The following is a 26890-nucleotide window of genomic DNA, read 5'->3' as shown; positions in this document are numbered from 1 at the left end:
CGGAGTTGCCCATGAACACGCAAGTTGAAGGCTTCATGACGCAGACCGGTGCCGCCATGGCGTCCGGTGCCCAGGTTGGCCGCTCGCGTCCGCACGAGTCGGCCGAACTCCACGTGGCCGGCGAGGCCACCTACACCGACGACATCCCCGAGGTACAAGGCACGTTGCACTGTGCCCTCGGGGCATCGCCCAAGGCACACGCCCGCATCCTCTCGCTCGATCTCGATGCCGTGCGCCGGGCGCCGGGGGTGGTTGCGGTGCTCACGGCGGCCGATATCCCCGGTGTGAACGATTGCGGTCCGGTCATTCACGACGACCCGATTCTCGCGGATGGCCTCGTTCAGTACATCGGCCAGCCGATGTTCGCCGTGGTGGCCGAATCGCATGACGCGGCACGTCGCGCCGCGCGGCTGGCCATGGGGGAATACGAAGACCTGCCTGCGATCCTCACGCCGCAGGCCGCCAAGGCCGCCGGGGCTGGCGTGCTGCCGCCGTATCACCTGCGCCGTGGCGACGCCGATGCCGCACTGCAAGCCTCGCCGCACCGGTTGACCGGTACGTTCGAATGCAACGGGCAGGAACAGTTCTATCTCGAAGGGCAGATCTCGTACGCGATTCCCAAGGAAAACGACGGCATCCACGTCTATTGCTCGACGCAGCACCCCACGGAAATGCAGGCGCTCGTCTCGCACGCGCTCGGCTGGCACAGCCATCAGGTGCTGGTCGAATGCCGCCGCATGGGCGGCGGCTTCGGTGGCAAGGAGTCGCAATCGGGCCTGTTTGCCTGCGTTGCGGCGCTGTGCGCCACGCGTCTGAAGCGTCCCGTGAAGCTGCGTCTCGATCGCGACGACGACTTCATGATGACCGGCAAGCGTCACGGCTTTTACTTCGAATACGACATCGGTTTCGACGACGACGGCCGCATTCAGGGTGCGAAGGTCGACATGACGCTGCGCGCAGGCTTCTCGGCCGACCTGTCGGGACCGGTCGCCACGCGCGCGATCTGCCACTTCGACAACGCCTACTTCGTGCCCGACGCCGACCTGCGCGCGTTGTGCGGCAAGACGAACACGCAATCGAATACGGCGTTTCGCGGCTTCGGCGGACCGCAAGGCGCGCTCATCATGGAAGTCGTGCAGGACGCCATCGCACGGCATCTGGGCAAGGACGCCCTCGACGTGCGTCGTGCAAACTTCTACGGCAAGACCGAGCGCAACGTCACGCCCTACGGGCAAGTCGTCAAGGACAACGTCATTCACGAACTCGTTGCGGAACTGGAGCGCACGAGCGACTACCGTGCGCGACGCGACGCCGTGAAAGCGTTCAACCGTACGAGTCCGGTGCTGCGCAAGGGCCTGGCCCTCACGCCGCTCAAGTTCGGGATTTCGTTCAACGTGCAGGCCTTCAATCAGGCGGGCGCGCTGGTACATATCTATCGCGACGGTTCGATGCTGGTGAATCACGGCGGCACCGAGATGGGTCAGGGCCTGAACACCAAAGTGGCACAGGTGGTGGCGCACGAGCTGGGCGTCGATCTCTCGCATGTGCGTGTGACGGCGACCGACACGAGCAAGGTGGCGAATACGTCGGCCACGGCCGCGTCGACCGGCGCCGATCTGAACGGCAAGGCGGCGCAGAATGCCGCGTGGCAGATTCGCCAACGTCTGGCCGCGTTTGCCGCGCAAAAGTATGGCGGATCGGCCGACGACGTGCGTTTCGCCAACGATGTCGTCAGCGCGAACGGCCATGACGTCGCCTTCCCCGATCTGGTGGAAGCGGCCTACTGGGCGCGCGTGCAACTGTGGTCCGACGGCTTCTACGCTACGCCGGGTCTGTCGTGGGATGCCGCGACCATGAACGGCAATCCGTTCTACTACTTCTCCTACGGAGCCGCGGTCTCCGAAGTCGTGCTCGACACGCTGACTGGCGAGTGGCGTCTGCTGCGCGCGGACGTTCTTCACGACGCCGGCAAGTCGATCAACCCCGCGCTGGACATCGGGCAGGTCGAAGGCGCCTTCATTCAGGGCATGGGCTGGCTGACGACGGAAGAGTTGTGGTGGAACAAGGACGGCAAGCTCATGACGCATGCCCCTTCCACGTACAAGATCCCCGGCATCAGCGATTGCCCGGCGGACTTCCGTGTGGCGCTGTTCGAGAACGCGAACGTCTCGGACTCCATCCATCGCTCGAAGGCCGTTGGCGAGCCGCCTTTGCTGCTCCCGTTCTCGGTGTTCAACGCCCTGCGCGACGCCGTGGCAAGTGTGAACGACTATCGCGACGAGCCGGTGCTCAATGCCCCGGCAACGTCCGAAGCGCTGCTCATGGCGATCACCGAGCTGCGCACGCGGAGCGCCGCCTGATGCATCGCTGGGTCGAGGCCGCCCACAAGCTGCTGGTCCGCGGCGAGGCCGCGGTACTGGTGACGATCGCGCACGTGGAAGGCTCCGCGCCGCGCGAGGCGGGCACGCACCTGCTCGTGACGCGCGAGCACGTGTGGGAAACCATCGGCGGCGGGCATCTCGAATGGCGCGCGATGGACGTTGCGCGCCAATTGCTGCGCCAGTACGGACAGCAAGGCGCGCGGCACGTCGAGCGTTTTGCGCTTGGCCCCAGCCTCGGCCAGTGCTGCGGCGGTGCCGTCACGCTCGCCTTCGAAGTGCTCACGCTGGCCGATCTGGCCTGGGTGAGCGCGCTGCACAAACGGCTCGCGGCGGGGGAAGCCAGTCTGCGCAGCGTGGCGTTCGGGGCGCCGGGGGCCGGCGTCGCAGCCAGTCAGCCCCCGGGTGGCCCGGTCCTGCTGACGGAACTCGCCCCGAACGAACCATTGGCGCACCCCCATGCCCTGACACGCGATGCGGACGACGCCGCCTGCTCGTTCTGGCAGGGCAGCGATGGCTGGCTGTGGCTGAGCGAGCGTCTGGCACCGAGCGACTTTCATATCGTGCTGTTCGGCGCCGGACACGTCGGACAGGCCATCGTGCAGGTGCTGGCCACGTTGCCCTGCCGCGTGACCTGGGCAGACGAGCGCACCGAAACATTCCCGGAAACCGTCCCCCCGAACACGCGTGTGGAATCGACCGACACGCCCGAAGCCATCGTCGCCGAAGCGCCGCCGGGCGCCTATTTTCTTGTCATGACGCATAACCATGCCCTTGACCAGCGTCTGTGCGAAACCATCTTCAAGCGCGACGACTTCGCTTACTTTGGCCTGATCGGATCGATGACCAAACGGCGTCAGTTCGAGCACCGTCTGCGTGATCGCGGTGTGCCGCCCGAGCGCTTCGAACAGATGATTTGCCCCATCGGCGTGGCCGGCATCACCGGCAAGGCACCGGCAACGATCGCGATCGCAGTGGCGGCGCAACTATTGCGCGTGCGCGAGCAGCAGATGCGCCAAAGCGCACCGGTATCGCCGCAGGACAACGGCGTCGCCGTGTAAAGACGGCTCGGCGGCCGGATGCCTGCGCTCACGCGTGACCGGCACTCACTTGCAACGGTAGAATCCCGCCCATCCCCCCACAACAAGACTATCCATGCCACTCACGCCCGAACTCGCCAAGACCCTTTGCGCCATGCCCAAGGCCGAGCTGCATGTGCATATCGAAGGCACGCTCGAGCCCGAACTGATCTTCCAGCTCGCGCAGCGAAACCGCGTCGCGCTGCCGTATCCGAGCGTGGACGCTCTGCGCGACGCCTACGCCTTCACTGATCTGCAGTCGTTCCTCGACATCTATTACGCAGGCGCGAGCGTCTTGCTCACCGAAGACGATTTCTACGACATGACGCGCGCCTATCTGGCGCGCGCCGTCGCCGACAACATCCGTCACACCGAGATCTTCTTCGATCCGCAAACGCATACGGCGCGCGGCGTGTCGATGGCGAGCGTCGTCAATGGCATCGAGCGCGCCCTGGCCGAAGCCGAGGCACAACACGGCATCACGAGCCGGATGATTCTCTGCTTCCTGCGTCACCTGCCGGAAGAAGACGCCCTGCAAACGCTGGAAACCGCTCTGCCCTATTTCAACAGCCACGGCCACCGGCTCGTCGGCGTGGGGCTCGACTCATCCGAACAAGGACACCCGCCCGCCAAGTTCGCACGCGTGTTCGAACGCTGCCGTGCGCTGGGTCTGCGCATCGTGGCCCATGCCGGGGAAGAAGGGCCGCCCGAATACATCCACGAGGCGCTGGACATGCTGCACGTCGAGCGTGTGGATCACGGCGTGCGGGCGATTGAAGACGAAGCGCTGCTGGAACGTCTGGCCCGCGAGAAGATCGCGTTGACGGTGTGCCCGCTGTCGAACGTGCGTCTCAAGGTGTTCGACGACATGGGGCAGCACACCCTGCACCAGTTGCTCAAACGCGGCCTCGCCGTGACGATCAATTCGGACGACCCGGCCTATTTCGGCGGCTATCTGAACGAGAACTTCCTGGCAACGTTCGACGCCCTGGATATGACGCTCGACGACGCTTACACCCTGGCGCAGAACAGTTTCGAAGCCTCGTTCATCGACGACAGTGAGAAACGCCGTCTGCTCGGCGAACTGCGGCGTTTTCGCGCTGCGCAAGCGGCGTAAGTAGCGAGCTGGCGGTCGTGGCTTGCCGCCACGATGCGCGGGGGTGCTGTGTCGTGGGAGATAGGTCGGCAGCGGGGAACGTCCGTTTGATTCAGGGGCATGTCACTGCGTGCCTGCGCACCTGGGAGAACGATGTTCTCGACAGGCTGCCGCCAGTGTCCGCAAGGCGTCGCGAGCGCGCGTATCCGTGAGCGTCGAATGCAGCATGATTCGTGACGAGGGCAGTTCAGGCCGTCCAAAACGCCGCCATCGAAGGCATCCGGCAGGCGGCGAGAATTTTCCAGCCGGACTTCGATGGTCAAGGCCGGGTCGCGTTCGCTCAACCGGGCCAGCAAGGTCCGCACTTCCGGCCCGGCAACGTGTTCGGCGATGCCCAGGCGGAACCGCCGGCAGTCGCAGGACAGCGCAGCCATCGCGCGGTCATGCGCAGCAATGAACTCGCGTGCGGGATTCAGGAACGATGCCCCATGCGCTGACAGGCGAAATCGAACGGTAGCGAACGGCGGCGAACCGCAGCAAGCGGCCGCCGACGGGAGCGGGCGCCCCCCCATCGCGCCACATTACCTCGCGATGATGTGGAACATTCCGCATAGGGAATATTTTCGCCGGGACCCGATGCTATTTTTTGTGCGTGCCCGAATAGGCGTCATGCGGTGCCCCCACACCTGTGGCGTCGAGCGCACAACACATCTTAGAACATCGGAGACAACACCCCATGGACTCATCGCTCAGCCCCCCGGCGGGTACTGCCGCGCCCGAAGCGGCTCACAACGGCACGCGCGTGGCGGGCGCGCAACCTGTCTCGGCACTCGACCGGTATTTCGGTATCACGGCGCTCGGATCGACGTTCCGTACGGAAGTGATAGCGGGTATCACGACTTTCCTCGCGGCGATGTACATCATCGTCGTCAACCCGGCCATCCTGTCGAAGACCGGCATGGCGTTCCCCGCAGCCCTGACGGCCACGGTGCTCATCAGCTTCTTCGGCAGTTGTGCGATGGGGCTCTACGCCCGCAATCCGGTGCTGGTCGCTCCGGGCATGGGGCTGAACGCGCTGTTCGCCTTCACTATGGTGCATGGCGTCGGCATGCCGTGGCAGACGGCGCTCGGCTGCGTGTTCTGGTCGGGCATTCTCTTCGCATTGCTCGCCGCGCTCAACGTGCGGCGCTTCGTCGTCGATGCCATTCCCGCCAACCTGCGCTATGCGATCTCGTGCGGCATCGGCCTGTTCATCACCGTGATCGGCCTTGTCAACGCCAAGCTCGTGGTGAGCGATCCGGTCACGGTCGTGCGTCTGGCGCACCTGTCGCCGCCGACCGTCACATTCCTCATCGGACTGGCGCTCACGACCGTGCTCGTCGCACGTCGCGTGAACGGTGCGCTGATGATCGGCATTGTCGTCACCACGCTCATGGCCATTCCCATCGGCCGCGTGTGGGGCGACGGCGCGGCCTATTTCCCCAAGGAGATCGCCACCGCCACGCTGGTGAACTTCCACGGCTTCTTCGCCGCCCCCGACTTCTCGGGCATCGGCCAGCTCGACCTGCTGGGCGCGCTGAAGGTGGCCTACCTGCCGTTCATCTTCGTGATGCTCTTCACGGCGTTCTTTGATACGCTCTCGACCTTCATGAGCATTGCCGAAGCCGGTAACATGAAGGACCGCGACGGCAATCCGCGCAACATGCGTCAGGCCATGATCGTCGATTCGTTCTCGGTGCTGATCTCGGGCCCGCTCGGCACGAGCCCGGCGAACGCCTATATCGAATCGGCCGCCGGCATCGCACAAGGCGGGCGCACCGGTCTGACCGCGCTGGTCTGCGCGCTGCTGTTCCTGCCGTTCCTGTTCCTGTCTCCGATGCTCTCGCTGGTGCCCGCCATCGCGACGGCGCCGGCGCTGATTCTGGTCGGTGTGTTTATGATGGAGTCCGTGGCGCGCATCGAATGGCACCGGATGGACGAAGCCATTCCGAGCTTCATCGCGGTGGTGATGATTCCGATTTCGTACTCGATCACCGACGGTATCGCCTACAGCTTCCTCGCGTTCGTCGTGCTCAAACTGTTCACCGGACGCGTGAAAGAGATCAAGCCGGCGATGTGGATCGTCGCCGCACTGGCAGTGCTGCTGCTCACGCAAATGTAACGATAGAAGGCCCCTGCCCATGTCCACCACCCGCCAAGCCCTGCGTGCCGTACGCGCGCAACTGGTCTACTTCACGCACGATCCGGCGCGAGCCTATCTCGATGGCTCGCCCGGCACCGTACACCATACCGACGGCATCGTCGCCTTCGAGAACGGCCGCATCACCGCCGTCGGCGACTACGCCAAGGTGGCCCCTGCGCTGCCCGCTGGCACGCCCATCGAGGATCTGCGCGACAAGGTCGTCACGCCCGGCTTCATCGATACGCACATCCACTATCCCCAGACGGATATGATCGCGTCGCCCGCACCGGGGCTGCTGCCGTGGCTCGAGAAGTACACGTTCCCGACCGAGCGCCGTTTCGAGAATCCGGAGTACGCAGCCGATGTCGCCCAGTTCTTTCTCGACGAACTGCTGCGCGGCGGCACCACGAGCGCGCTCGTGTACTGCACGGTGCATCCGGGCTCGGCCGACGCCTTCTTCAAGGCAAGCGACGCGCGCGACCTGCGCATGATTGCGGGCAAAGTGATGATGGACCGCAACTGCCCGGAATTCCTGCGTGACACGGCCGAGAGCGGCGCGCGCGACAGCGAGGCGCTGATCCAGCGCTGGCACAACAAGGGACGCCAGCTCTACGCGCTCACACCGCGCTTCGCGCCGACATCGACCGAAGCGCAACTGGGCGTGTGCGGCGAACTCGCCGAGCAATATCAGGACGTGTTCATTCAGAGCCATGTGGCCGAGAACACCGACGAGGTCGAATGGGTGCGCTCGCTGTTCCCGGGCCATCGCAGCTATCTCGATGTGTACGACCACTACAAACTGCTGCGCAAGCGTGCCGTGTACGGCCATTGCATCTGGCTCGACGAGCATGACCGTCGCCGCATGTTCGAGACCGGCACCGTCGCCGCGCACTGCCCGACATCGAACCAGTTCCTGGGCAGCGGCCTGTTCGACTTCGCCGCCGCGGAGGCGACCCGCATGCCGGTCACGCTCGCGACCGACGTGGGCGGCGGCTCGACCTTCTCGATGCTGCAGACGATGAACGAAGCGCACAAGGTGGCGCGTCTGTCGGGCTATCACCTCTCGGCCGAACGCATGTTCTATCTGGCCACCGAGGGCGCTGCGCACGCACTGGATCTGCACGGCACCATCGGCACGCTGGCCGTAGGCGCCGAGGCCGATTTCGTGGTGCTCGACCCGAAGGCCACGCCGCTGCTCGCACGTCGCACGGCACTGGCCGAATCGCTCGAAGAACTGCTCTTCGCGTTCGCCATGCTCGGCGACGACCGTGCCGTTGCCACGACCTACGCAGCGGGCAAGCCCGTGCATCGCCGCACGGCGCACTGACCGGGGGCGTTGGCCCGCGGCATCCGGGCGGCAAGGTGACGCATTGCTTTCGCGGAGAAATGGACGCCATCGCATTGGCATGGCGCCCGTTCCCCCGCAGTCGCCGACCGTGCGCAAGGGGCATGCGGTCGGGGATCTCCTTGGGCGGCTTCGGCCGCCCTTTTTTGCCTCTCGAACGCCACGGCGTACGGCCCCCTGTTCATACACCGTCGTGCGCCGCAAAACACCGTGTGCGACGCGAGCCGTCCCTTGCACGTCACGAATCCGATGCTATAATCCGCTCCGATTCATTGGGGAGTAGCCGCCCTGTCGTGCACATCATGCATCGGCAGGGGCGTACGTCAACAGACTTGGCCGGTTCCGGCTATGGCGTGCGCAGCCCTCGGGCCTGGCGAGACCGATGACGATGCTTCCGCCAACCGGGCCGGGATGCATTGTCATTGGCTCGCATCCATATGGCCCGGCGGAGAAATTACAAGGTGTCCCCATTCCTCATCTCGACCGGTGTCGTCGGTCTCGCCGAAATCGGCGACAAAACCCAACTGCTTGCCCTCTTGCTCGCTGCACGCTTCAAGAAGCCCGTGCCGATCGTTCTTGGCATTCTCGTCGCCACGCTCGTCAATCATGGCTTTGCCGGCGCACTCGGTGAGTGGCTGTCCACTGCGATCAGCCCGGCGATCATGAAGTGGGCCATCGTCGCGTCGTTCATCGGCATGGCGATCTGGATTCTGATTCCCGACAAGGTCGACGACGAAGACACGACCACGAAGCGTCAGCTCGGCGTGTTCGCCACCACGGTGCTCGCCTTCTTCATCGCCGAAATGGGCGACAAAACGCAGATCGCCACCGTGATGCTCGCCGCACGCTATCAGGATTTCTTTGGCGTCGTCGCTGGCACGACGCTGGGCATGATGCTCGCCAACGTGCCGGCCGTGCTCGTGGGCCACAAATTCGCCGGCCGTCTGCCGACGAAGGCCGTGCATATCGTCGCTGCGGTCATCTTCGCCGTTCTCGGCATCGTCACACTGATGCAGTAAACGGAACACGCCGGAGCGAAGCACGCGTCCCGGTGACGCGCCGCTTCGCTCCGGCGTGGTACGACGGCCTGCGGCAAATAACCGCCTGCCTTACTGCCCGACCTTCTGCTGCACGTTGACCGTACGCCCGCTTGGGAACGGCAACTGCTTGAGCGCGGCGTCGATCAGGAACGGCATGGCCGAGGCGAGCGACGTGCCGGCGTCACTGGTATTGGCCTGCACGCGGTACACCTCCTTGCCGCTCGCGCGGTCCGTGAAGCGCAACTCCAAACCCGCGAGCGCATACGGATAATCACGCTCAACGTAGGCCGGCGGCGGGCCGTACGGATAGCCGTACCAGCCCCACGGACGTCCCCACGGCCCCCACGGGCCCGGCGCGAACATCGGGTCATACGCCGGTTCCGCCACGCGCATGATCTGCTGGGTGATGCCGTAGCTCATGCCGATCAGGTAGTGCGCGCTCGACGGGCTCTGCTCGCTGAAACCGTCTCCGGCCAGACGCGCGCGCAGCCACTGCTCGTAGGTCGCGTGTTCCTGATTGTTCTGCTGTTCGGCCGTGCGCGTGAGCGCATAAGTCCTCGGGCCCTCAAAGCCCGGCGCATCGCCGAACGCGCTCACCTGACTGGTGACGGTACTGGCGCATCCCGCCAGCAAGACACTCGCGACGGCCAAGGTCGCCATTGCCCATCGTTTCCACATGATTGACTGCTCCAGAGAAAGGCCCGGCACGCCGACGCGCACCCGTCGCGCCGATTTAAGCATAGGACTGCGCATCGCGCAAATCCGACACATTCGACGGAAGCATTGCAGCAAAATTCAGCAAATTTCTCGATTGAACGCGAAGGGCCCGCCACTCCGTTACAATTTGGAGATTCTTGGCCGTCCGCAAAACACCGTCCATGCTCAGAACCGACCTCGCAGGTGTCATCCAACGCTCCGACTATACGCCCCCGGCGTATCTGATCGACACCGTTCAACTCGACTTCGACCTCGCCCCCGACGTCACCACCGTGACCAGCCGGCTGCGCGTGCATCGCAACCCGGCCGGCCCTGGCGGCGACCTCGATCTGGTGGGTCAGGGTCTGCAACTGGTGAGCCTCGAACTCGACGGCAAACCCTGGGCCGGCTACCGCACGGGCGACGAGTCGCTCACGGTCGAAGCCCCGCCCGAAGCGTTCGAGCTCACGCTGGTCACACGCTGCCGCCCGCAGGAGAACACGTCGCTCATGGGGCTGTACGTCTCGGGCGGCAACTTCTTCACGCAATGCGAAGCCGAGGGCTTCCGCAAGATCACCTACTTCCTCGACCGTCCGGATGTCATGGCGACATACACCGTCACGCTGCGCGCCGATCGCGAAGCGTATCCGGTGCTGCTGGCCAACGGCAACCTGATCGACAAGGGCGATCTGCCTGACGGCCGTCACTTCGCCATCTGGGACGATCCGTTCAAGAAGCCCAGCTACCTGTTCGCGCTGGTGGCCGGACGCCTGGTTTGCCGTGAGGAACGCCTCGTTGCCGGCGACGGACGCGAGAAGCTCCTACAGGTCTGGGTGCAGCCGCAGGATCTGGACAAGACCGAGCACGCCATGCATTCGCTCGTCAACTCGATCCGTTGGGACGAATCGCGCTTCGGACGCGTGCTCGATCTCGACCGCTTCATGATCGTGGCCGTGAGCGACTTCAACATGGGCGCGATGGAGAACAAGGGCCTGAACATCTTCAACACGAAGTATGTGCTGGCCGACGCCGCCACCGCGACCGACGACGACTTCGGCAACATTGAAGCCGTGGTGGGCCACGAGTACTTCCACAACTGGACCGGCAATCGCGTGACCTGCCGCGACTGGTTCCAGTTGAGCCTTAAGGAAGGCCTGACCGTGTTCCGCGATCAGGAATTCTCCGCCGACATGATGGGCTCCGAGTCGGGCCGTGCCGTCAAGCGCATCGACGACGTGCGCGTGCTGCGTCAGGCGCAGTTCCCCGAAGACGCCGGTCCGATGGCTCACCCGGTGCGCCCGGAGAGCTACGTCGAAATCAACAACTTCTACACGGTCACCGTCTACGAGAAAGGCGCCGAAGTGGTGCGCATGTATCAGACGCTGCTCGGCCGTGAGGGCTTTCGCCGGGGCATGGATCTGTACTTCGAGCGCCACGACGGTCAGGCGGTCACGTGCGACGACTTCCGTGCCGCAATGGCCGATGCCAACCAGCGCGACCTCACACAGTTCGGCCGCTGGTACAGCCAGGCCGGCACGCCGCGCGTGACGGTCGACGCGGCCTACGACGAAGCCGCACGGACCTATACCCTCACGCTCACGCAGCGCTGTCCGAAGGTCGGCGTTGAGTTGCAGGACAACCAGCTCGTCAAGCAGCCGTTCCATATCCCGTTCGCCGTCGGCCTGCTCGATCGCGACGGCCGCGATCTGGCGCTGCGTCTGGCAGGCGAAGCCGGCGATGCGCCCATGCCCACCACGCGCGTGCTCGACTTCACGCAGGAGCGTCAGAGCTTCACGTTCGTCGATGTGCCGCACAACCCGATGCCGTCGCTGCTGCGCGGGTTCTCGGCGCCGGTGATCGTCGAGCACGAGTACACCATCGACGAACTCGCGTTCCTGATGGCGCACGACAGCGATCCGTTCAACCGCTGGGAAGCGGGCCAGCGTCTGGCTACGCGTCAGTTGCTGGCGCTCGTCGAGTCCATTCAGATGGGGCAATTGCCGAGCGTGGACAGCTACGTGCTCGAAGCCTTCCGGCAAGTGCTGCGCGACGAATCGCTCGATCCGGCGTTCCGCGCGCAAGCTCTCACGCTGCCGGCCGAGTCGTATCTCGGCGAGCAGATGACGGAAATCGACCCGGCGGCCATTCATGCGGCACGGCAGTATCTGCGCCAGCGTCTGGCGGCCTCGCTGCACACCGAGTGGCTTGCGGCGTATCACAACCATCGCGTGCCGGGCCCGTACCGTCCGGACGCCGCGTCCGCCGGCGAGCGCGCGCTGAAGAACCTTGCGCTGTCGTATCTGATGGAGCTGTCGGACGCCGGCGTGGCGCAAACCGCGCGCACGCAATACGACACGGCCGACAACATGACGGATCGTTTCGCCGCGCTCACCGCGCTCGTGCAACGTGGCGGCGCCGCGCGCGAGGGCGACGCTGCGCACGGCCAGAATCATGCCGCCGAAGCGCTGGAGGACTTCTATCAACGCTTCGAGCACGAGCCGCTGGCGATCGACAAGTGGTTCGCGCTGCAAGCCATGCAGCGTGGCGACGGCAGCCATTGCGTGATTGACGCCGTGCGGGCGCTCATGCGCCATCCGGCCTTCACGCTAAAGAACCCGAACCGCGCGCGCTCGCTGATTTTCAGCTTCTGCGGTGGCAACCCGGCCCAGTTCCACGCGGCCGACGGTTCCGGATACCAATTCTGGGCCGAACAGGTGCTCACGCTCGACGCCCTGAACCCGCAGGTGGCCGCGCGTCTGGCACGTGTGCTCGACCGCTGGCGCAAGTACACGCCGTCACTGCGCGAGCACATGCACAACGCGCTGCAGACCGTCGCGCAGCACACGGCACTGTCGAAGGACGTGCGCGAGATCGTCGAAAAAGCGCTCGCCTGAGCGAAGTTTCACTGCCCCGCGAAAACAAGACGCCGCCGATGCGCAAAGGCATCGGCGGCGTTTTTTCGTCGGCGCTGTCTCGCCCCCCGTGCCCACCCACGCGTATGCGGGGGCGTCAGGCGGCTTGCACGTGCATGTGAACGCCCGCGAGACGCTGACGCACGGCATTGGCGGCCGCGACCATGTTGGTCAAGGCGCTATCGACCTGCGCCCAGTCGCGCGTCTTCAACCCGCAGTCGGGGTTGATCCACAGACGCTCGGCCGGAATGCGAGCGAGCGCGGCCTCGATCAGACGCTCCATTTCCGCCTGCGACGGCACACGCGGCGAGTGAATGTCATACACGCCCGGGCCGATCTCGTTCGGATATTCGAAGGCTTCGAAGGCACCCAGCAGCTCCATGTCGGAACGGGTGGTCTCGATGGAGATCACATCGGCGTCGAGCGCGGCGATCGACGGCAGAATGTCGTGAAACTCCGAATAGCACATATGCGTGTGGATCTGCGTGTCGTCGGCCACCCCTGACGAGCATACGCGGAACGCACGCACCGCCCATTCGAGATACGACGGCCAGTCGCCTTCACGCAGCGGCAGCCCCTCGCGCAGCGCGGGTTCGTCGATCTGAATCACGCGCACGCCCGCCTTTTCCAGCGCCGCCACCTCCTCGCGCAGCGCCAGCGCAATTTGCAATGCCGTGAGTTCGCGCGGCTGATCGTCGCGTACGAACGACCATTGCATCATCGTCACCGGACCGGTCAGCATGCCCTTGACCGGCTTGTCGGTCAGTTGCTGCGCATAGGCGCTCCACGTGACGGTCATCGGCTCGGGCAGATACACGTCGCCATAGATCACCGGCGGCTTTACACAACGCGAACCGTAGCTCTGTACCCAGCCGTGCTCGGTAATCATGAAGCCCCAGAGCAGATCGCCGAAGTACTCGACCATGTCGTTGCGTTCGGCCTCGCCATGCACGAGCACGTCGAGCCCATAGGCTTCCTGCTTCTCGATGGCCAGACGAATCTGAGCCCGCATCGTCTCCAGATAGTCCAGATGCGACATGGCCCGCTGCTTGAAGTCTGCGCGCGCCGTACGAATGGCCGCCGTTTGCGGGAACGATCCGATGGTCGTCGTCGGCAGTACGGGGAGCTTGAGCCACGCGCGCTGCGCACTGGCCCGTGCCGGGTAGTCGGACGCACGGCGTGCGTCGGCCTCGGTGAGCGCCGCCAGACGCTTCTGCACCACGCCGTTGTGAATGCGCGGCGACGTACGGCGTGCAGTCTGCGCGGCGGCATCGGCGGCGAAGGCAGCCCGCACCTCGGCCGCAGCAAATTCGGCAGCGTCAAGCGAACGGCGCAGCAGCGCCACTTCGCCCAGCTTTTGCACGGCGAACGCCAGCCAGGTGCGCACTTCCTTGTCCGGGCGTGCCTCGCTCGCCAGATCGACCGGGCAGTGCATCAGCGAGCAGCTCGATGCGACCCACAGCCGGTCCCCCAGCGTCCGGGCCAACGGCATGAGCAACGCGCGGGCGCGCATCAGGTCACAGCGCCAGACGTTGCGCCCGTCGACCACACCGGCGGACAGCACCTTGTCTTGCGGCCACTGTGCGGCAAACGCTTCGAGCTGCCTCGGAGCACGCACACCGTCGAGATGCACACCGGCGACCGGCAACGCTGCGAGCAAGGCCGCGCGGTCACTGACATCGCCGAAGTACGTGGCGAGCAGCACCGACGGCGCGACGGGCGCAAGACGTTGATACACCGGCGCGAAGGCGTCGCACCACAGCGCGGGCAGGTCGAGCGCGAGAATCGGCTCGTCGATCTGCACCCACGTCACACCCTGCGCCTTCAGACGCGCGAGCACGCGCTCGTACTGGGTGAGCAGTTCGGGCAGCAACGAGAGACGGTCTGCGAGGCCGTCCTTTTCCTTGCCGAGATACAGCAGCGAGAGCGGCCCGAGCAGCACCGGCTTGACGTTCGGGCCCTCGGCGAGCGCTTCCGCCACGTCCTCGAACAGCCATTCCGTGCCCTCGCCAAAGCGTGTCTGCGGCGAATACTCCGGCACGAGATAGTGATAGTTCGTGTCGAACCACTTCGTCATTTCCATCGCGCTGTGCTGCGCATTGCCACGTGCGGCAGCGAAGTAATCCGCGAGCGTGAGCGCAGCGCGCGGCGCACCGAAGCGCTCCGGCAGCCCACCGACGAGCGCCAGCGCGGAGAGCACCTGGTCGTACCAATGGAAGTCACCCACGGTGATCCAGTCGAGCCCGGCCTCGCGCTGCGCAAGGCGGTTGGCCGCACGAATGCGCCGGCCGGTGTCCTGCAACGCCTGGATGTTCATCTCGCCGCGCCAAAAGGCCTCGACGGCGAATTTGAGTTCACGTTGCGCGCCAATGCGCGGCAATCCGAGTACGTGGGCCTGAGCCATGAGCGTTGTCCTTCCAGGAGCTTGCGTAACTGCAAAGTCATTGTCTGCGGACGATGTCCGCCCAGGCTGGCAGTATCCCGGTCACACGTGTATTATTCAAACGAAAGTTTTTGCCATTTATTATTAATATTATTCATGCAACGCACTCCGATCGAACTTCGTCATCTGCAGACGCTGCTTGCGCTGCGCGACACCGGCAGTGTTTCGCGCGCGGCGCTGTGGCTGCATTTGACGCAGTCAGCGCTGTCGCATCAGATCAAGGCACTCGAAGCGTTCTATGGCTTGCCGCTGTTCGTGCGCAAGTCGTCGCCGCTGGTCTTCACCCCTGCGGGCAAGCGCCTGCTCGCATTGGCCGAGGAAGTCGTACCGGCGGTCGACGAAGCGGGCCGCGACCTCGCGCGGCTTGCCCAGGGCACGCAGGGCACGCTGCGCATCGCTGTTGAATGTCACACGTGTTTCGATTGGCTGATGCCCGCCATGGACGCCTTTCGCATTCGCTGGCCGGAAGTCGAACTCGACATCGTGTCGGGCTTTCACGCCGATCCGATCGGACTGCTGCATCAGGATCGCGCCGATCTGGCGATCATTTCGGAGCATGAAGAAGGCGAGGCGGTCGACTTCCATCCGCTGTTCCGTTTCCAGATGATGGCGCTCATGGCGAACGACCATCCCCTGGCCGGCAAGTCGCATCTCGACGCCGAGGACTTCCGCAACGAGACGCTCATCACCTACCCCGTGCCCGACGACATGCTGGACATCGTGCGTCAGGTGCTGCGTCCAGCGGGAATCGAACCGACGCGCCGCACCACCGAGTTGACGGTGGCGATTCTGCAACTGGTCGCCAGCCGCCGCGGGCTGGCTGCCCTGCCGCTGTGGGCCGTCACCGGTTATCTGGAGCGACGCTACGTGAGTGCGCGTCCGATCACGCCGCAAGGGCTCACTGCCGAACTCTGGGCGGCAACGTTGCCCGCGATCACGGCGCGTCCGTACATCGGCGAGTTCGTGTCGCTCATGCGCGAAACGAGCCTGCTCTCGCTGCCGGAAATCGAACTGCTCTGACGCGACACCGCGCGTTTGATGACGGCGCCGCGTGTCAGGCCGGGCGCCGCACGATCAGACGGCAGACACGCTTGCCCGAGCTGGTGCTCGTGACGTCTTCCTCATGAAGGACAACGCCGTCGTGAAGCGCGGCGCGCACGACGTCGGGGGAGAAAGCGCTGTAGAGGCGTCCGTCCTTCTGGCGAATGTCTTCGCCCTCGGTCACACGCCACGACACATAAAGCACCCCGCCCGGGCGTACGAGCGTCCAGAGCCGGTCTGCGGCCTGCGGCACTTCGTTCGCGGGCAGATGCATCAGCACTGTCTCGCAAACCACATTGTCGAACTGCGCCGTGACCTCCTCCAGCAGCGGTAGCCGGCCGACGTGAAACGACACCCACGGAAACGACTTGCGCGCGAGCGCGACGAGGGCGGGCGAGTTGTCATAACCGACCACATCGAACCCGTGCTGCGCGAGCCATGCCGCATCGCGTCCGTTGCCGCAGCCCACATCGATCGTGCGGCCGCCGGGGACGAAATGGCGCACCAGCAGCGCGTACATGTCGTCAGGCGGCGGCTGGTTGAGCCAATCTTCGTTGTATCGAACGGCATTGGCCTCGTAGGCCGCTTCGGTTTGCAAGTCCGCCATGATCGGAATCTCCGGGAGAGTGCGGGGGTATGGCCGCGCGCTGCGGCCATGTGTCTTACTGCGAAATCTTCTCCAGTGCGATGTCACGCGTGCGTGGCCCCATCAGGCCGATGGCGAGCATGACAACCAGCATGGCGCACGAGATGAACACGAACACACCGGTCACACCGAAGTTGCGCAGCACGGAGGCGATCAGGAACGCCGTGAAGATCGCCGAGAAACGGCTCCAAGAATAGACGAACCCAACGGCGCGTGCCCGGATGCCCGTGGGGAACAGTTCCGTCTGATACGCGTGATAGCTGTACGACATGATGTTGTTGGCAAGCGTGAGGCCGATCCCCATGGCGACAAGCAGGAACGACGACGTGACCTGCGAGAACACCAGGCCGCACACGATTCCGATACCGGCCGTCCACACGATCGCATGCTTGCGCTCGACCTTGTCGGCCATCCACAGACCGATCAGCGGGCCGACCGGGGCTGCGAGCGCAATCACGCTGGAATATCCGAGACTCGTCGTCACCGTAACGCCCTGTTTGATGAGCAGCGTCGGCACCCAGTTGGCGAAGCCGTAGAAGCCGACCGTCTGGAAGATGTTGAACAGAATCATCATGATCGCGCGCTTGCGATACGGCGGCACCCACATGTCGCGAAACGCGCCCTTCGGCACCACCGGCTCCGGCACGCCCGGCGGCGGCAGCGGTTTGCCGTATTCGCGGGCGACCTTCGCCTCCAGTTCGGACAACACGCGATCCGCCTCGTCGAGACGCCCCTTCTGCGCGAGCCAGCGCGGGCTCTCCGGCAGGGCACGGCGAATCCACCAGACGAACACCGCGCCGTGCGCGCCGATCAACACCACCCAACGCCAGCCCTCCAGTCCGAGGAACGCGCGCGGCACAAGCCAGTAGGCGAGCAGCGCAACGACCGGCACGGCAGTAAAGCCGACGGCCTGTTCGCACGCGAACGCCCGGCCACGAATCTGTTTGGGGACGAGTTCGGCGATATAGGTGCCGATCGTGACCAGTTCCACACCGATGCCCAGGCCCACCACGAAGCGCCAGAAGTTCACGCCTGTGGCCGTCTCCTGAAACGCCATGATGACGTTCGCCACCGTGTACCAGAGCAACGAGCCGGTAAACACGGCACGACGGCCGAACCGGTCCGCAAGAAAGCCGCACGCGATCGTGCCGATGAACAGCCCGGAGAACAGTGCGGCGATGAAACTCGCTACGCCCGTCGTGCCGAACAGACCCGGCGTCGTGGGCGTCAGAATGCCGCTCTTCACGAGCCCGGGCGCGATATAGCCCGTGTAGAGCAGGTCGTAGAGTTCGAAGAAGAAACCAAGACTGAGCAGCACCACCAGCTTCCAGACGGTGCGAGTCGGTGGCAAGCGGTCAAGACGAGCGGAAATATCGCCGGCACTCAGGCGGGTGGCCGCAACAGAGACTTGAGCGGCCTGGTGAGGGGAAGGCATGGAAGGCATTGATACGTCGGGGGATGGCATGGAAATCGTCTCCGGGCCCGTTCGGTCATGGCCGAACTGCTCATTTGCCGACGCATCTCACGCGACCTGCCTGCATTCGCCAGGGGTGGCCGGTACGTCGGATACACCATGAATCGACAGGCACGAGGCCGAAATTGTGCCACGAATGACACCGCACCTGTCACCTTTGCCACGCACTACGAAAATTTGCGATGTTTACCAATGGCAGCACGGCATCGCGACGACAGGCATCCGGCGCAGCACATCGCGCCGAATCTCTCCCGCACAGCGGCATCTGCCTCGCCCGCCCAAACGCCCAAACACCCGGCTGCCTGCGGCGAGCGCATGCGTTACCGCGCCGCCGCCGTCGCTGACACTGACGCCTTCAATTCATCGAAGCTGACGATGCGCCCCGCCAGCGCACTCGCGGCCACCGTGTAGGGACTCGCGAGCCACACACTGCCCGGACCGGAACGTCCAGGGAAATTGCGGTTGATCGCGCTGATCGTGACCTGCGCGGCAGACGTCGACTGTCCCGGCCCGCAATTCGCGCAAGCGCCGCAGCCCGGCATGATGAGCGTCACGCCGGCCGCCTCGAACGTCTCGAGATAGCCCTGCGCTTCACAATAGGCGCGCACGTCCATCGTGCCGAACTGCAAGAACAGCGAACGGCCCTGCGTCACACGAAGGCCATGCGCAACGCCCCAGGCGAGTACCTCGTGGTATGCATCGAAGTCGTCGCGCTTGCCTGCCGTACACGAGCCACCGTACGCCATGTCGATGGCGACGGGTGAGGTCAGCTCCGCGAGCGCCACACCGTTGCCCGGATCGCCGGGGCGCGCCAGCATCGGCGTGAGCGACGCGGCATCGACGCGGATCACATCGCGATAACGGGCGCCGGCATCGCTTGCCATCCACGGCTCGATGGTGAAATCGACACCGCGTCGCGTTTTCAGGAAGGCCACCGTTTTCCCATCCGGCGCCACGATGCCGGTGAAGCCCCCCAGCTCGGCGACCATATTGGTGAGCGTCGCGCGCTCGTCGACCGACATCGCTCGCACCGCGCTGCCCGCGTATTCAAAGACGAGGCCGATAGCGTCGCCGCGGCGAATGGCGTCGAGCCGAAGCAGATGAAGCACCACGTCCTTGGCCGTCACCCCGGGCGCCAGTTCGCCATCGATCTCGATGCGCAGTGTCTCCGGCACCTTGCAGCGAACGTAGCCCGTGACCCAACTGTTCGCGATGTCGGTCGCACCCGCGCCGAACGCCAGGCAGCCGAGCGCGCCTGCGTGCGGCGTGTGCGAGTCGGTGCCGATCACGATCTGGCCCGGCAACGCGTAGCGTTCAGCCATCAGCGCGTGGCAGATACCCTCCGCGCCGTCCGTGCCATCGCTGCCGTTGGGGGCCAGTTCACCGTGGGCGAGTACCGGATAACGCGCGGCGAAATCGCGATGCCCGTTTGTCAGATTGGCCACACCGGGCAGCAGCCCCTGCGTGACGTGCGGGTGGCTCTGCGCGGCCAGCACGAGATGATCCTGAAACGCAATGATGCGCGCCGGGTCATGCAGCGCTGCCGGCTCACCAAACGCGCGATGCATCAGATGCGCACACATGCCCGTAAAGTAATCGTGCGAGAAGCGCCAGTCGACGCGCACGAACACCCCGTCACCGTGCTCGGTGCCGGGCGTGGCCGGGTGTACACGGCGCGCCATGATCTTCTCGACGAGCGTGCGGGGCGGCATGTCGGCGGCGTTCGGCATATCGGCATGCGCCACCGGTGCGGGCCAATCGGCGAACTTGCTGAACGCGAGCAGCCCGCCGCTGCGGATGATCTGCTGCGTGAGGGCGTCGCGCCCCTTGAGGAATTCGGTGATCGGGATAGCTTCCCCAGCGTGAATGCGCTCGAGCACGCCGAAGTCGGTGGTCGTCAGAATGCCGATGTTGTCGCAGTTCTGCTGGTAGATGCGCTCGAAGCTCTCGGCAACGATCAGCCGGATGCCGGCCGACAACTCCGCGAGCGGGCTCGACTCGCGCGACGACCCTTTGCCGTAACGCTTGCCCGCGACCGTGATCTGAAAGCCGCCGCGACGCACGTCGTGCTCGCCGATGGGCGTTTCGTTCCCCGCCTTGAAACCAACGTAGGGGTAGCGCCCGAGCCGCTCGTCGTAAGTGAGCATGACGGTGACGGGCGTGATCTCGTCGGTCGAGACGTTATCCCGCAATGCGCCGGCTTGGGCGCGGGTGACGGATTCGCCTGCCAACTGACGGCGCACGATGGCCGGGTCGTCGGACAGGAACAGCATGCGGCCGTCGAAACGAATGGTGTCTTCCATGCGGCAATTACCTCCGGAAGACAGCATAGCGGCCCGTCTCGCCCCTTGCCGTGCCGTCTCGGCAAGCCCGGCGTGACAGTTTGCGAAGTGACGCAACGCACCGCGCAGAGCGCCGGCGCCAAGCCCTTGAGAACCTGACACGACCGGCTCACGCGCCCGGCGCACCCTGCCCTTGCGCGAGGAAATTCACGACGGCCGATGCCGTGGCGCTCAACTGCTCACGCGACGGGAATACGAGCCAGAGTTGGCGATGGGCCCATTCGTCGGTGAGCGGGCGCACGACCACATCGAGCTTGCCCACATACAACTGGCCGACTTGCTCGGGCGCGATGGCAATGCCCAGGCCCGCGTGCGCCATACGGCACAGGGCGTCGAGACTGGACACGCGGATCTTGATCCGCAGCGACGCTCCCGCCGCGCTCGCCTGCTGACGCAGCAACTGCGTGAGCGCGCTATTGCCTTGAAGGCCCACCAGCGTCTCGCCCACACACGCCGAGAACGGAATCTCGCCCGTGCGCGCCGCCAGCGGATGGCCGACGGGCAGAATCACGGCGAGCCGGTCACGGCGATACGGCACCATCGTGAAGGCCTCGATACCCTCGACGGCGTTGCAGATGCCCACATCCACGGCCCGTTCGCCCACGCGCTGGAGCACTTCGTTGCTGTGCTGTTCGTCGAGTTCGACGTCCACCGCGGAAAACACGCGGCCGAAAGCGGCGAGATCTTCCGGCAGAAACTGGACGATGGCCGACAGGTTCGCCGCAATGCGCACGCTGCCGCGCGCCCCCTCGTGAAACTGCGACAGCTCTGCGCCGAGCGATTCAATGGTGCCGAGAATGCGTTCGGCATAGCGACGCACCGTCTCGCCGACCGGCGTGACGGTAATGCCGCGCTGATGACGCTGAATGAGGGGGAGTCCGACGATCGCTTCGATGTCGGCAATGCGCCGGCTGATCGCGGAGGGCGCGATGAATTCGCGCTCGGCGGCACGCGCCATGCTCCGCTCCTGGCAGACAGCCACGAAAAGGCGCAAAGATGTGAGATCTAGCTTGCGGAGAAGGTTTTCCATACCCGTACGGCAATACACCGGAAATGCCGGAAACGCCCGGCTGGCGCGGCCCCGCGCGGGGCACGTCTTTTGCTGGACAAACAACGAATCGACGCCTATTATACGCATCGCGTACACAGCCCTGCCGACCCGACCATGAGTGCACAGCAGACTTTCCTGCGCGACGCAATGCGTCGCCTGAACATGACCCGCGACAGCTTCGCCGAGCGCATCGGCGTTCGCCGGCGCGCCCTCGACACCTGGCTGCTGCCTGAGGATTCGAGCGAATATCGCACGATGCCGAGCATCGTGGAGAAATTCGTCGGCGAAATCCTCGGTCGCGAAGCGCCGTCCGCGGAATCTACGCAAAGCGCACACAAACCGTTGCGCGAACGCATGGGCCTCGACGGCAAGCCGCATCTGATCTCGGTCGATCAGTTCTCGCGCGATTCGCTCGAAGAACTGTTCCACATCGCCGATATCATGCAGCCGATTGCGCGCCGCCAGAAGATCTCGCGCGTGCTCGAAGGCGCCGTGCTCGGCAACCTATTCTTCGAAGCCAGCACCCGAACCCGTGTGAGCTTCGGGGCCGCCTTCTGCCGCCTTGGCGGCTCGGTGTGCGACACGACCGGCTTCACATTCTCGTCGATGGCCAAGGGCGAATCGATCTACGACACGAGCCGCGTGATGAGCGGTTACGTCGACGCGCTTGTCGTACGCCACCCGGACAAGGGGTCGGTCGCCGAATTCGCGCGTGCCACGAACATTCCCGTCATCAATGGCGGCGACGGCCCGGGCGAGCACCCGAGTCAGGCAATTCTCGATCTGTACACCATCGGCCGCGAATTCTCGCGCTTGGGCAAGCTGGTCGACGGCGCTCACGTCGCGATGGTCGGCGACCTGCGCTACGGCCGCACGGTGCATTCGCTCATCAAGCTGCTCGCGCTGTATCGCGGCCTGAAGTTCACGTTGATCTCGCCGCCGTCGCTGGAAATGCCGACGTACATCCTCGATCAGATCTCGCAGAACGGTCATGTGATCGTGCAGAGCAACTCGCTCGCCGATCTGGCCGGCGCAGATGTGGTCTACGCCACGCGTATTCAGAAAGAGCGATTCGCCGACGAGGCGATCGAAGGCTATACGCCGGACTTCCAGATCAACGAAGCGCTCATCAACCAGTACTGCGACGCTCGCACGATCATCATGCATCCGCTGCCGCGCGACAGCCGGCCGGGCGCGAACGATCTGTCGACGGATCTGAATCACGATCCGCGACTGGCGATCTTCCGTCAGACGGACAACGGCATTCCGGTGCGCATGGCGATCTTCGCGATTTTGCTGGGCGTGGACAAGCAGGTCCAACACAGCATGCGCGATGCCACCTGGCGCGCACCGTCGCACATCGGTCCGGACGACGCGCTGTTCGACGGCCTCGACTGATCTGCCGCGGCTCGGAAAACACCGAGCCCTGCCTCAGCCACACCCGAAATTGCGCTGCCCCCAAGGATTTTTCGCGGGGGCAGCGTGCCTTTACGAGTAAAATTGCGACCAAATCAAATAGGTACGCTTTTTTTGCTTTTCCGGAGGCCCACATGCGGCGCAAGACCCTTACCCAATATCTCATCGAACAGCAGCGGGAGTTCAACAACATTCCTGCCGAGCTGCGACTGCTGATCGAAGTTGTTGCGCGCGCGTGCAAATCGATCAGTCATGCCGTGTCCAAGGGTGCCCTGGGCGGCGTGCTGGGCAGTGCGGGCAGCGAGAACGTGCAAGGCGAAGTCCAGAAGAAGCTCGACGTGATTTCCAACGAGATCATGCTCGAAGCGAACGAGTGGGGCGGCCATCTGGCGGCCATGGCGTCTGAAGAGATGGAAGACGTCTTCCACATTCCGAACCGCTATCCGCAGGGCGAGTATCTGTTGATGTTCGATCCGCTCGACGGCTCGTCGAACATCGACGTGAACGTGTCGATCGGCACGATCTTCTCGGTGCTGCGTTGCCCGGACGGCGTGACGGACCCCACGGAAAAGGACTTCCTGCAACCGGGCACGCAGCAGGTCGCGGCCGGTTATGCGGTGTATGGCCCGCAAACGGTGCTGGTGCTGACGACGGGGCATGGCGTGAACTGCTTCACGCTCGATCGAGAGATGGGTTCGTGGGTGCTCACGCAGGAAGGCATGCGCATTCCGGAAGACACGAAGGAATTCGCGATCAACATGTCGAACGAGCGTCATTGGTATCCGCCGGTGCAGCGTTACGTCAGCGAGCTGCTGCAAGGCAAGGAAGGCGTGCGCGGCAAAGACTTCAACATGCGCTGGATCGCCTCGATGGTGGCAGACGTGCATCGCATCCTGACGCGCGGTGGCGTGTTCATGTATCCGGCCGACAAGCGCGATCCGGACAAGCCGGGCAAGTTGCGCATCATGTATGAAGCCAACCCGATGAGCTTCCTGGTGGAACAGGCGGGCGGTGCGGCAACGAACGGCATGCAGCGCATTCTGGACGTTCAGCCGCAGAAGCTGCATGAGCGCGTGGCGGTGTTCCTCGGCTCGAAGAACGAGGTCGAGCGCGTGACCGGTTATCACCGCGAAGACAGCGCGAAGTGAGCACTCGAGAACGACGTCGCGAGGGCAAATACTTCGCGGCGTCGAAAGCGCAGGATTTCTGCAATTTCAAGGATTTACGCGCAACTCACGCAGCAGCAGCAAAAAATCTTTGAAAAAAGTCGTGACAAACGCGTAAAGTCTGCTATTATCTCACTTCTTCGCAGCGCCGGAGTAGCTCAGTCGGTAGAGCAGCTCATTCGTAATGAGAAGGTCGGGGGTTCGATTCCTCTCTCCGGCACCAGCGACTTCTTAAGTCCCTGGTTATGCAAGCAAGACGTAGTCCTTAGTAGTCAACAAGAAAGCCGCCCGAATATGTCGTGCGGCTTTTTTGTTTTCGTCGTTCGAACAACGCTTGGGTCTGCCAAGGGGCGATAAAGCGAATGACGTCCGGGGGCATTTCCGGGGGCATATTGGCATTGCCTCACGTTGATGCCCCCTTCCCACGCGGCGACATCTGCCGAGACGCGTTACGCTTGCGCGTCGCCTTTCGGCTCGCCAGTGTCATCCATCGCGTTGTCGTTCGCACCGTCTTCATCTTCCGCCGGCTGCGCCATCCAGGCGTGATAACCCGCCGCGCCCATCTTGCGCATCAGCGCCTCGTTACGCGCAAAGATCGTCTCGGCTTCCGGAAACGCCTCCACGGCACGATCGATGCTCGACTCCCGTAGCAAATGCAGAATCGGATACGGCGAGCGGTTCGTGTAATTCTCTGCGTCGTCCGGGTCTGTGCCTTCGAATTGATAGTCCGGGTGAAAGCTCGCAATCTGCAACTCGCCCTCGAGATGCAGTTGTCTGAGCATGCGCTCCGCAAAAAACAGGGTGTCGTTGTACTCGTGAAAATCGAGCAGCGCATGCGGCAAGATCAGCAGCGTCGTGTCGATGGTCTGCGGATCGGCCTCAGCCAGCCATTGCAGCTCGCGCTCCAGATCAAGCAACGCGCCTTCCCTGTCGCGAGCCGCGCTCACGACATAGCGAATCTGGTCCTTGACGTGTACCGCCTTCGCGAACGGACAGAGATTCAGCCCGATCACTGCGCGTGTCAGCCAGTGACGCGTCGCTGCAATCACAGCCTCATGGTCCTGTCTCTCTGACGATGGCGGCGTGGCATCAGGCACTGGCACAGGCAAGGTTTTCTCCGGCATACAAAACGTGGCGACGAATCATGAATACCGCATTGTAATTCCCCATCGGCTCGCGCCGGCATGCGCGGCATCGATAACCTCAAGGTGCGAATGCCAAAACCGGCTCGACGTATTTGCGTAACCATGCGCCTTCCCTAGCGCTACGCGCCCGACACGTCCAACGCCTATGCCCGGTTCGCCCCTCCTCCCCTCTCCTGCCGCCAGCACCGCCGAACGTCTTTCCCCCTGCTCGGCCCTCACAGGCATCGATCTGGATCACCGTGTCTACAGCACCCATACCGCGCCGTTGGCGGCCATGTCACTGCCCCAACTGCTCGCCGCACAGAAGTCGCTCAAGTATCGCCCCCAGGACATCTGGTATGCGCTGGTCAACGCGCAGACCTTCGCGAGCCGTGAGTTGCGAGCGATTTGCGAAAGCGCCTCGCCCAACGGCCCGCTGTTCGGCGAAATGGTAACGCTGCTCACGACAAAGGAAGAGGATCGCTCTCTGGATCGATTGGCCGACGCAGGCGTCTTCCTGGTACCCGCGCGCGCCAATCAAGTGCGCGCTGATGACGCCGCGCTATTGCGAAGCGATGAGGGGCTGAAGCTCTGGTTGAAATACGCAGCCACATCGGACAGTTTTCAGACCGTGTTCGACGGGTCCGATACCTTCGGTGAAACCATCGCCGAAGATCGCGCACGCATCGACAAGATTCTCCGAGTGCTGGTGGCATGTGGCCGCGACCGAACCGACGACTCGCCCTTGAACCCGACCGGCACGGCACCCCGCAATCCACTGTCTCATTTGTGCTGTCAGATCGCCCCGCAATGGTTGCGCCGGCTGCTAGAACTCGGCGCCAGACCCGAGCAGACCAACAGTCGCGGCATGCCGCTGACGGCCGTCGCCATGAGAGCGCAGGCGCTTCGCCTGCATATGGCCAGTCACGACCCTCTGGATCCACATGACTCGCTGCGTCATCTCGCTCGACTGCTCAAGCGGCAAGGCGCGGACCTGATGCAACCGGATCTTGCCGGAATGCCGTCCGTCACATTGCTCACGCTCCACGGTCTTTGCGGCGCGGCCGAAGCCCTGCTGGCGTCAGGCGCCGATCCGAATACCCTCGATCAGGGCGGCAACACACTCATGCACCATCTTGCCTACGTCGTTCGCTTGCGCGACGACCCGGCAAAATCAGACTGCGCCCACCTCGCCCATTACGTCCTCATCATCGCTTCACGCTATGGCGGCGATATCAACCGGGCCAACCATGCAGGGCTATCCCCTCGCTCGTGGCTACCTGAGCCGTTCACCTTGGCCCCGCAGATCGACCAGACATTCCTCGACACGGTCCGCAAAGCGGCGCTTCGGCGCATCCGATCCCTCGTGTAACCGGCATGTTTGCATGGCGTGAGCCGCCAGCCGGCGAAAACGATACCGCTTGCTGTCACTCGACGTTGCTGACGGCGACCATCCCGC

At 64.2% G+C, this 26890-nt stretch carries 19 protein-coding genes, 1 tRNA gene and 1 riboswitch; of the genes, 13 read left to right on the top strand and 7 right to left on the bottom strand.

From position 1 onward, the window contains the following. The first annotated feature begins 11 nt into the window (after positions 1-11). The 7 genes from xdhB (at position 12) to PBR20603_RS20825 (ending at position 9099) form a co-directional block, all read left to right on the top strand. Complete coding sequence (gene xdhB, locus PBR20603_RS20855; protein WP_150561369.1) at positions 12-2360, top strand: xanthine dehydrogenase molybdopterin binding subunit; 2349 nt, start codon at positions 12-14, stop codon at positions 2358-2360. Beyond that, entirely contained in the window at positions 2360-3439 is a 1080-nt protein-coding gene (xdhC, locus tag PBR20603_RS20850) for a xanthine dehydrogenase accessory protein XdhC (protein ID WP_150561368.1), read from the top strand. The genes xdhB and xdhC overlap by 1 nt, the downstream gene beginning before the upstream one ends. A 94-nt stretch (positions 3440-3533) precedes the next feature. Next, positions 3534-4574 (top strand): adenosine deaminase, encoded by a 1041-nt coding sequence (locus PBR20603_RS20845; protein ID WP_150561367.1) that lies wholly within the window; start codon positions 3534-3536, stop codon positions 4572-4574. Between the two features lie 212 nt (positions 4575-4786). After that, a complete protein-coding gene (locus PBR20603_RS24230) occupies positions 4787-5050 on the top strand; it encodes a hypothetical protein (protein ID WP_174978002.1) in 264 nt (87 codons plus the stop codon). A gap of 239 nt (positions 5051-5289) precedes the next feature. Continuing rightward, positions 5290-6714: an NCS2 family permease gene (locus PBR20603_RS20835; RefSeq protein WP_150561366.1), complete on the top strand. Its 1425-nt coding sequence runs from the start codon at positions 5290-5292 to the stop codon at positions 6712-6714. A 19-nt stretch (positions 6715-6733) separates the two neighbouring features. Beyond that, on the top strand, positions 6734-8062 hold the full coding sequence (gene guaD, locus PBR20603_RS20830) for a guanine deaminase (RefSeq protein ID WP_150561365.1): 1329 nt from the start codon (positions 6734-6736) through the stop codon (positions 8060-8062). 280 nt (positions 8063-8342) lie between these two features. Continuing rightward, positions 8343-8527, top strand: a riboswitch (yybP-ykoY riboswitch). A gap of 14 nt (positions 8528-8541) precedes the next feature. Beyond that, a complete protein-coding gene (locus PBR20603_RS20825; protein WP_246174897.1) occupies positions 8542-9099 on the top strand; it encodes a TMEM165/GDT1 family protein in 558 nt (185 codons plus the stop codon). A gap of 90 nt (positions 9100-9189) precedes the next feature. Here the strand turns inward: PBR20603_RS20825 and PBR20603_RS20820 are convergent, their stop codons facing one another. Then, positions 9190-9780, bottom strand: coding sequence for a DUF4136 domain-containing protein (locus PBR20603_RS20820; protein WP_174978001.1), 591 nt, complete (start codon positions 9778-9780; stop codon positions 9190-9192). Positions 9781-9998: 218 nt separating this feature from the next. On the opposite strand from PBR20603_RS20820, the gene pepN reads away from it, so the two are divergent. Beyond that, complete coding sequence (gene pepN, locus PBR20603_RS20815; protein WP_150561362.1) at positions 9999-12710, top strand: aminopeptidase N; 2712 nt, start codon at positions 9999-10001, stop codon at positions 12708-12710. A 115-nt stretch (positions 12711-12825) separates the two neighbouring features. Here the strand turns inward: pepN and metE are convergent, their stop codons facing one another. Then, on the bottom strand, positions 12826-15132 hold the full coding sequence (gene metE, locus PBR20603_RS20810; RefSeq protein WP_150561361.1) for a 5-methyltetrahydropteroyltriglutamate--homocysteine S-methyltransferase: 2307 nt from the start codon (positions 15130-15132) through the stop codon (positions 12826-12828). A 135-nt stretch (positions 15133-15267) separates the two neighbouring features. On the opposite strand from metE, the gene PBR20603_RS20805 reads away from it, so the two are divergent. Next, positions 15268-16191, top strand: coding sequence for a LysR family transcriptional regulator (locus PBR20603_RS20805; RefSeq protein WP_150561360.1), 924 nt, complete (start codon positions 15268-15270; stop codon positions 16189-16191). Between the two features lie 34 nt (positions 16192-16225). On the opposite strand, the gene PBR20603_RS20800 is transcribed toward PBR20603_RS20805, so the two are convergent. From PBR20603_RS20800 to PBR20603_RS20785, 4 genes are all read right to left on the bottom strand, one after another. Then, entirely contained in the window at positions 16226-16819 is a 594-nt protein-coding gene (locus PBR20603_RS20800; RefSeq protein WP_150561359.1) for a class I SAM-dependent methyltransferase, read from the bottom strand. Positions 16820-16874: 55 nt separating this feature from the next. Then, complete coding sequence (locus PBR20603_RS20795) at positions 16875-18293, bottom strand: MFS transporter (protein WP_246174894.1); 1419 nt, start codon at positions 18291-18293, stop codon at positions 16875-16877. A 359-nt stretch (positions 18294-18652) separates the two neighbouring features. Further along, complete coding sequence (locus PBR20603_RS20790) at positions 18653-20635, bottom strand: aconitase family protein (RefSeq protein ID WP_150561357.1); 1983 nt, start codon at positions 20633-20635, stop codon at positions 18653-18655. A gap of 148 nt (positions 20636-20783) precedes the next feature. Continuing rightward, positions 20784-21704, bottom strand: coding sequence for a LysR substrate-binding domain-containing protein (locus PBR20603_RS20785; RefSeq protein WP_150561356.1), 921 nt, complete (start codon positions 21702-21704; stop codon positions 20784-20786). A 135-nt stretch (positions 21705-21839) separates the two neighbouring features. Between PBR20603_RS20785 and PBR20603_RS20780 the strand changes: the two genes are divergently transcribed. From PBR20603_RS20780 to PBR20603_RS20770, 3 genes are all read left to right on the top strand, one after another. Next, positions 21840-23123, top strand: a complete 1284-nt coding sequence (locus tag PBR20603_RS20780; protein ID WP_150561355.1) for an aspartate carbamoyltransferase — start codon at positions 21840-21842, stop codon at positions 23121-23123. A gap of 152 nt (positions 23124-23275) precedes the next feature. Next, positions 23276-24289: a class 1 fructose-bisphosphatase gene (locus PBR20603_RS20775; protein ID WP_150561354.1), complete on the top strand. Its 1014-nt coding sequence runs from the start codon at positions 23276-23278 to the stop codon at positions 24287-24289. Between the two features lie 165 nt (positions 24290-24454). After that, a tRNA-Thr gene (locus PBR20603_RS20770) sits at positions 24455-24530 on the top strand. A gap of 226 nt (positions 24531-24756) precedes the next feature. Here the strand turns inward: PBR20603_RS20770 and PBR20603_RS20765 are convergent. Further along, positions 24757-25404 carry a DUF1415 domain-containing protein gene (locus PBR20603_RS20765; protein WP_425495836.1) on the bottom strand — a complete coding sequence of 216 codons (648 nt, stop codon included), beginning with the start codon at positions 25402-25404 and terminating at the stop codon, positions 24757-24759. A 193-nt stretch (positions 25405-25597) separates the two neighbouring features. Between PBR20603_RS20765 and PBR20603_RS20760 the strand changes: the two genes are divergently transcribed. Beyond that, positions 25598-26803 (top strand): ankyrin repeat domain-containing protein, encoded by a 1206-nt coding sequence (locus PBR20603_RS20760; protein WP_150561352.1) that lies wholly within the window; start codon positions 25598-25600, stop codon positions 26801-26803. Positions 26804-26890: the final 87 nt, after the last annotated feature.

Origin of the sequence: Pandoraea bronchicola, assembly GCF_902459805.1 — a bacterium.
Classification (GTDB): domain Bacteria; phylum Pseudomonadota; class Gammaproteobacteria; order Burkholderiales; family Burkholderiaceae; genus Pandoraea; species Pandoraea bronchicola.
Note: the sequence above shows the minus strand (reverse complement) of the source record. Positions and strands in the feature narration are given on the sequence as shown.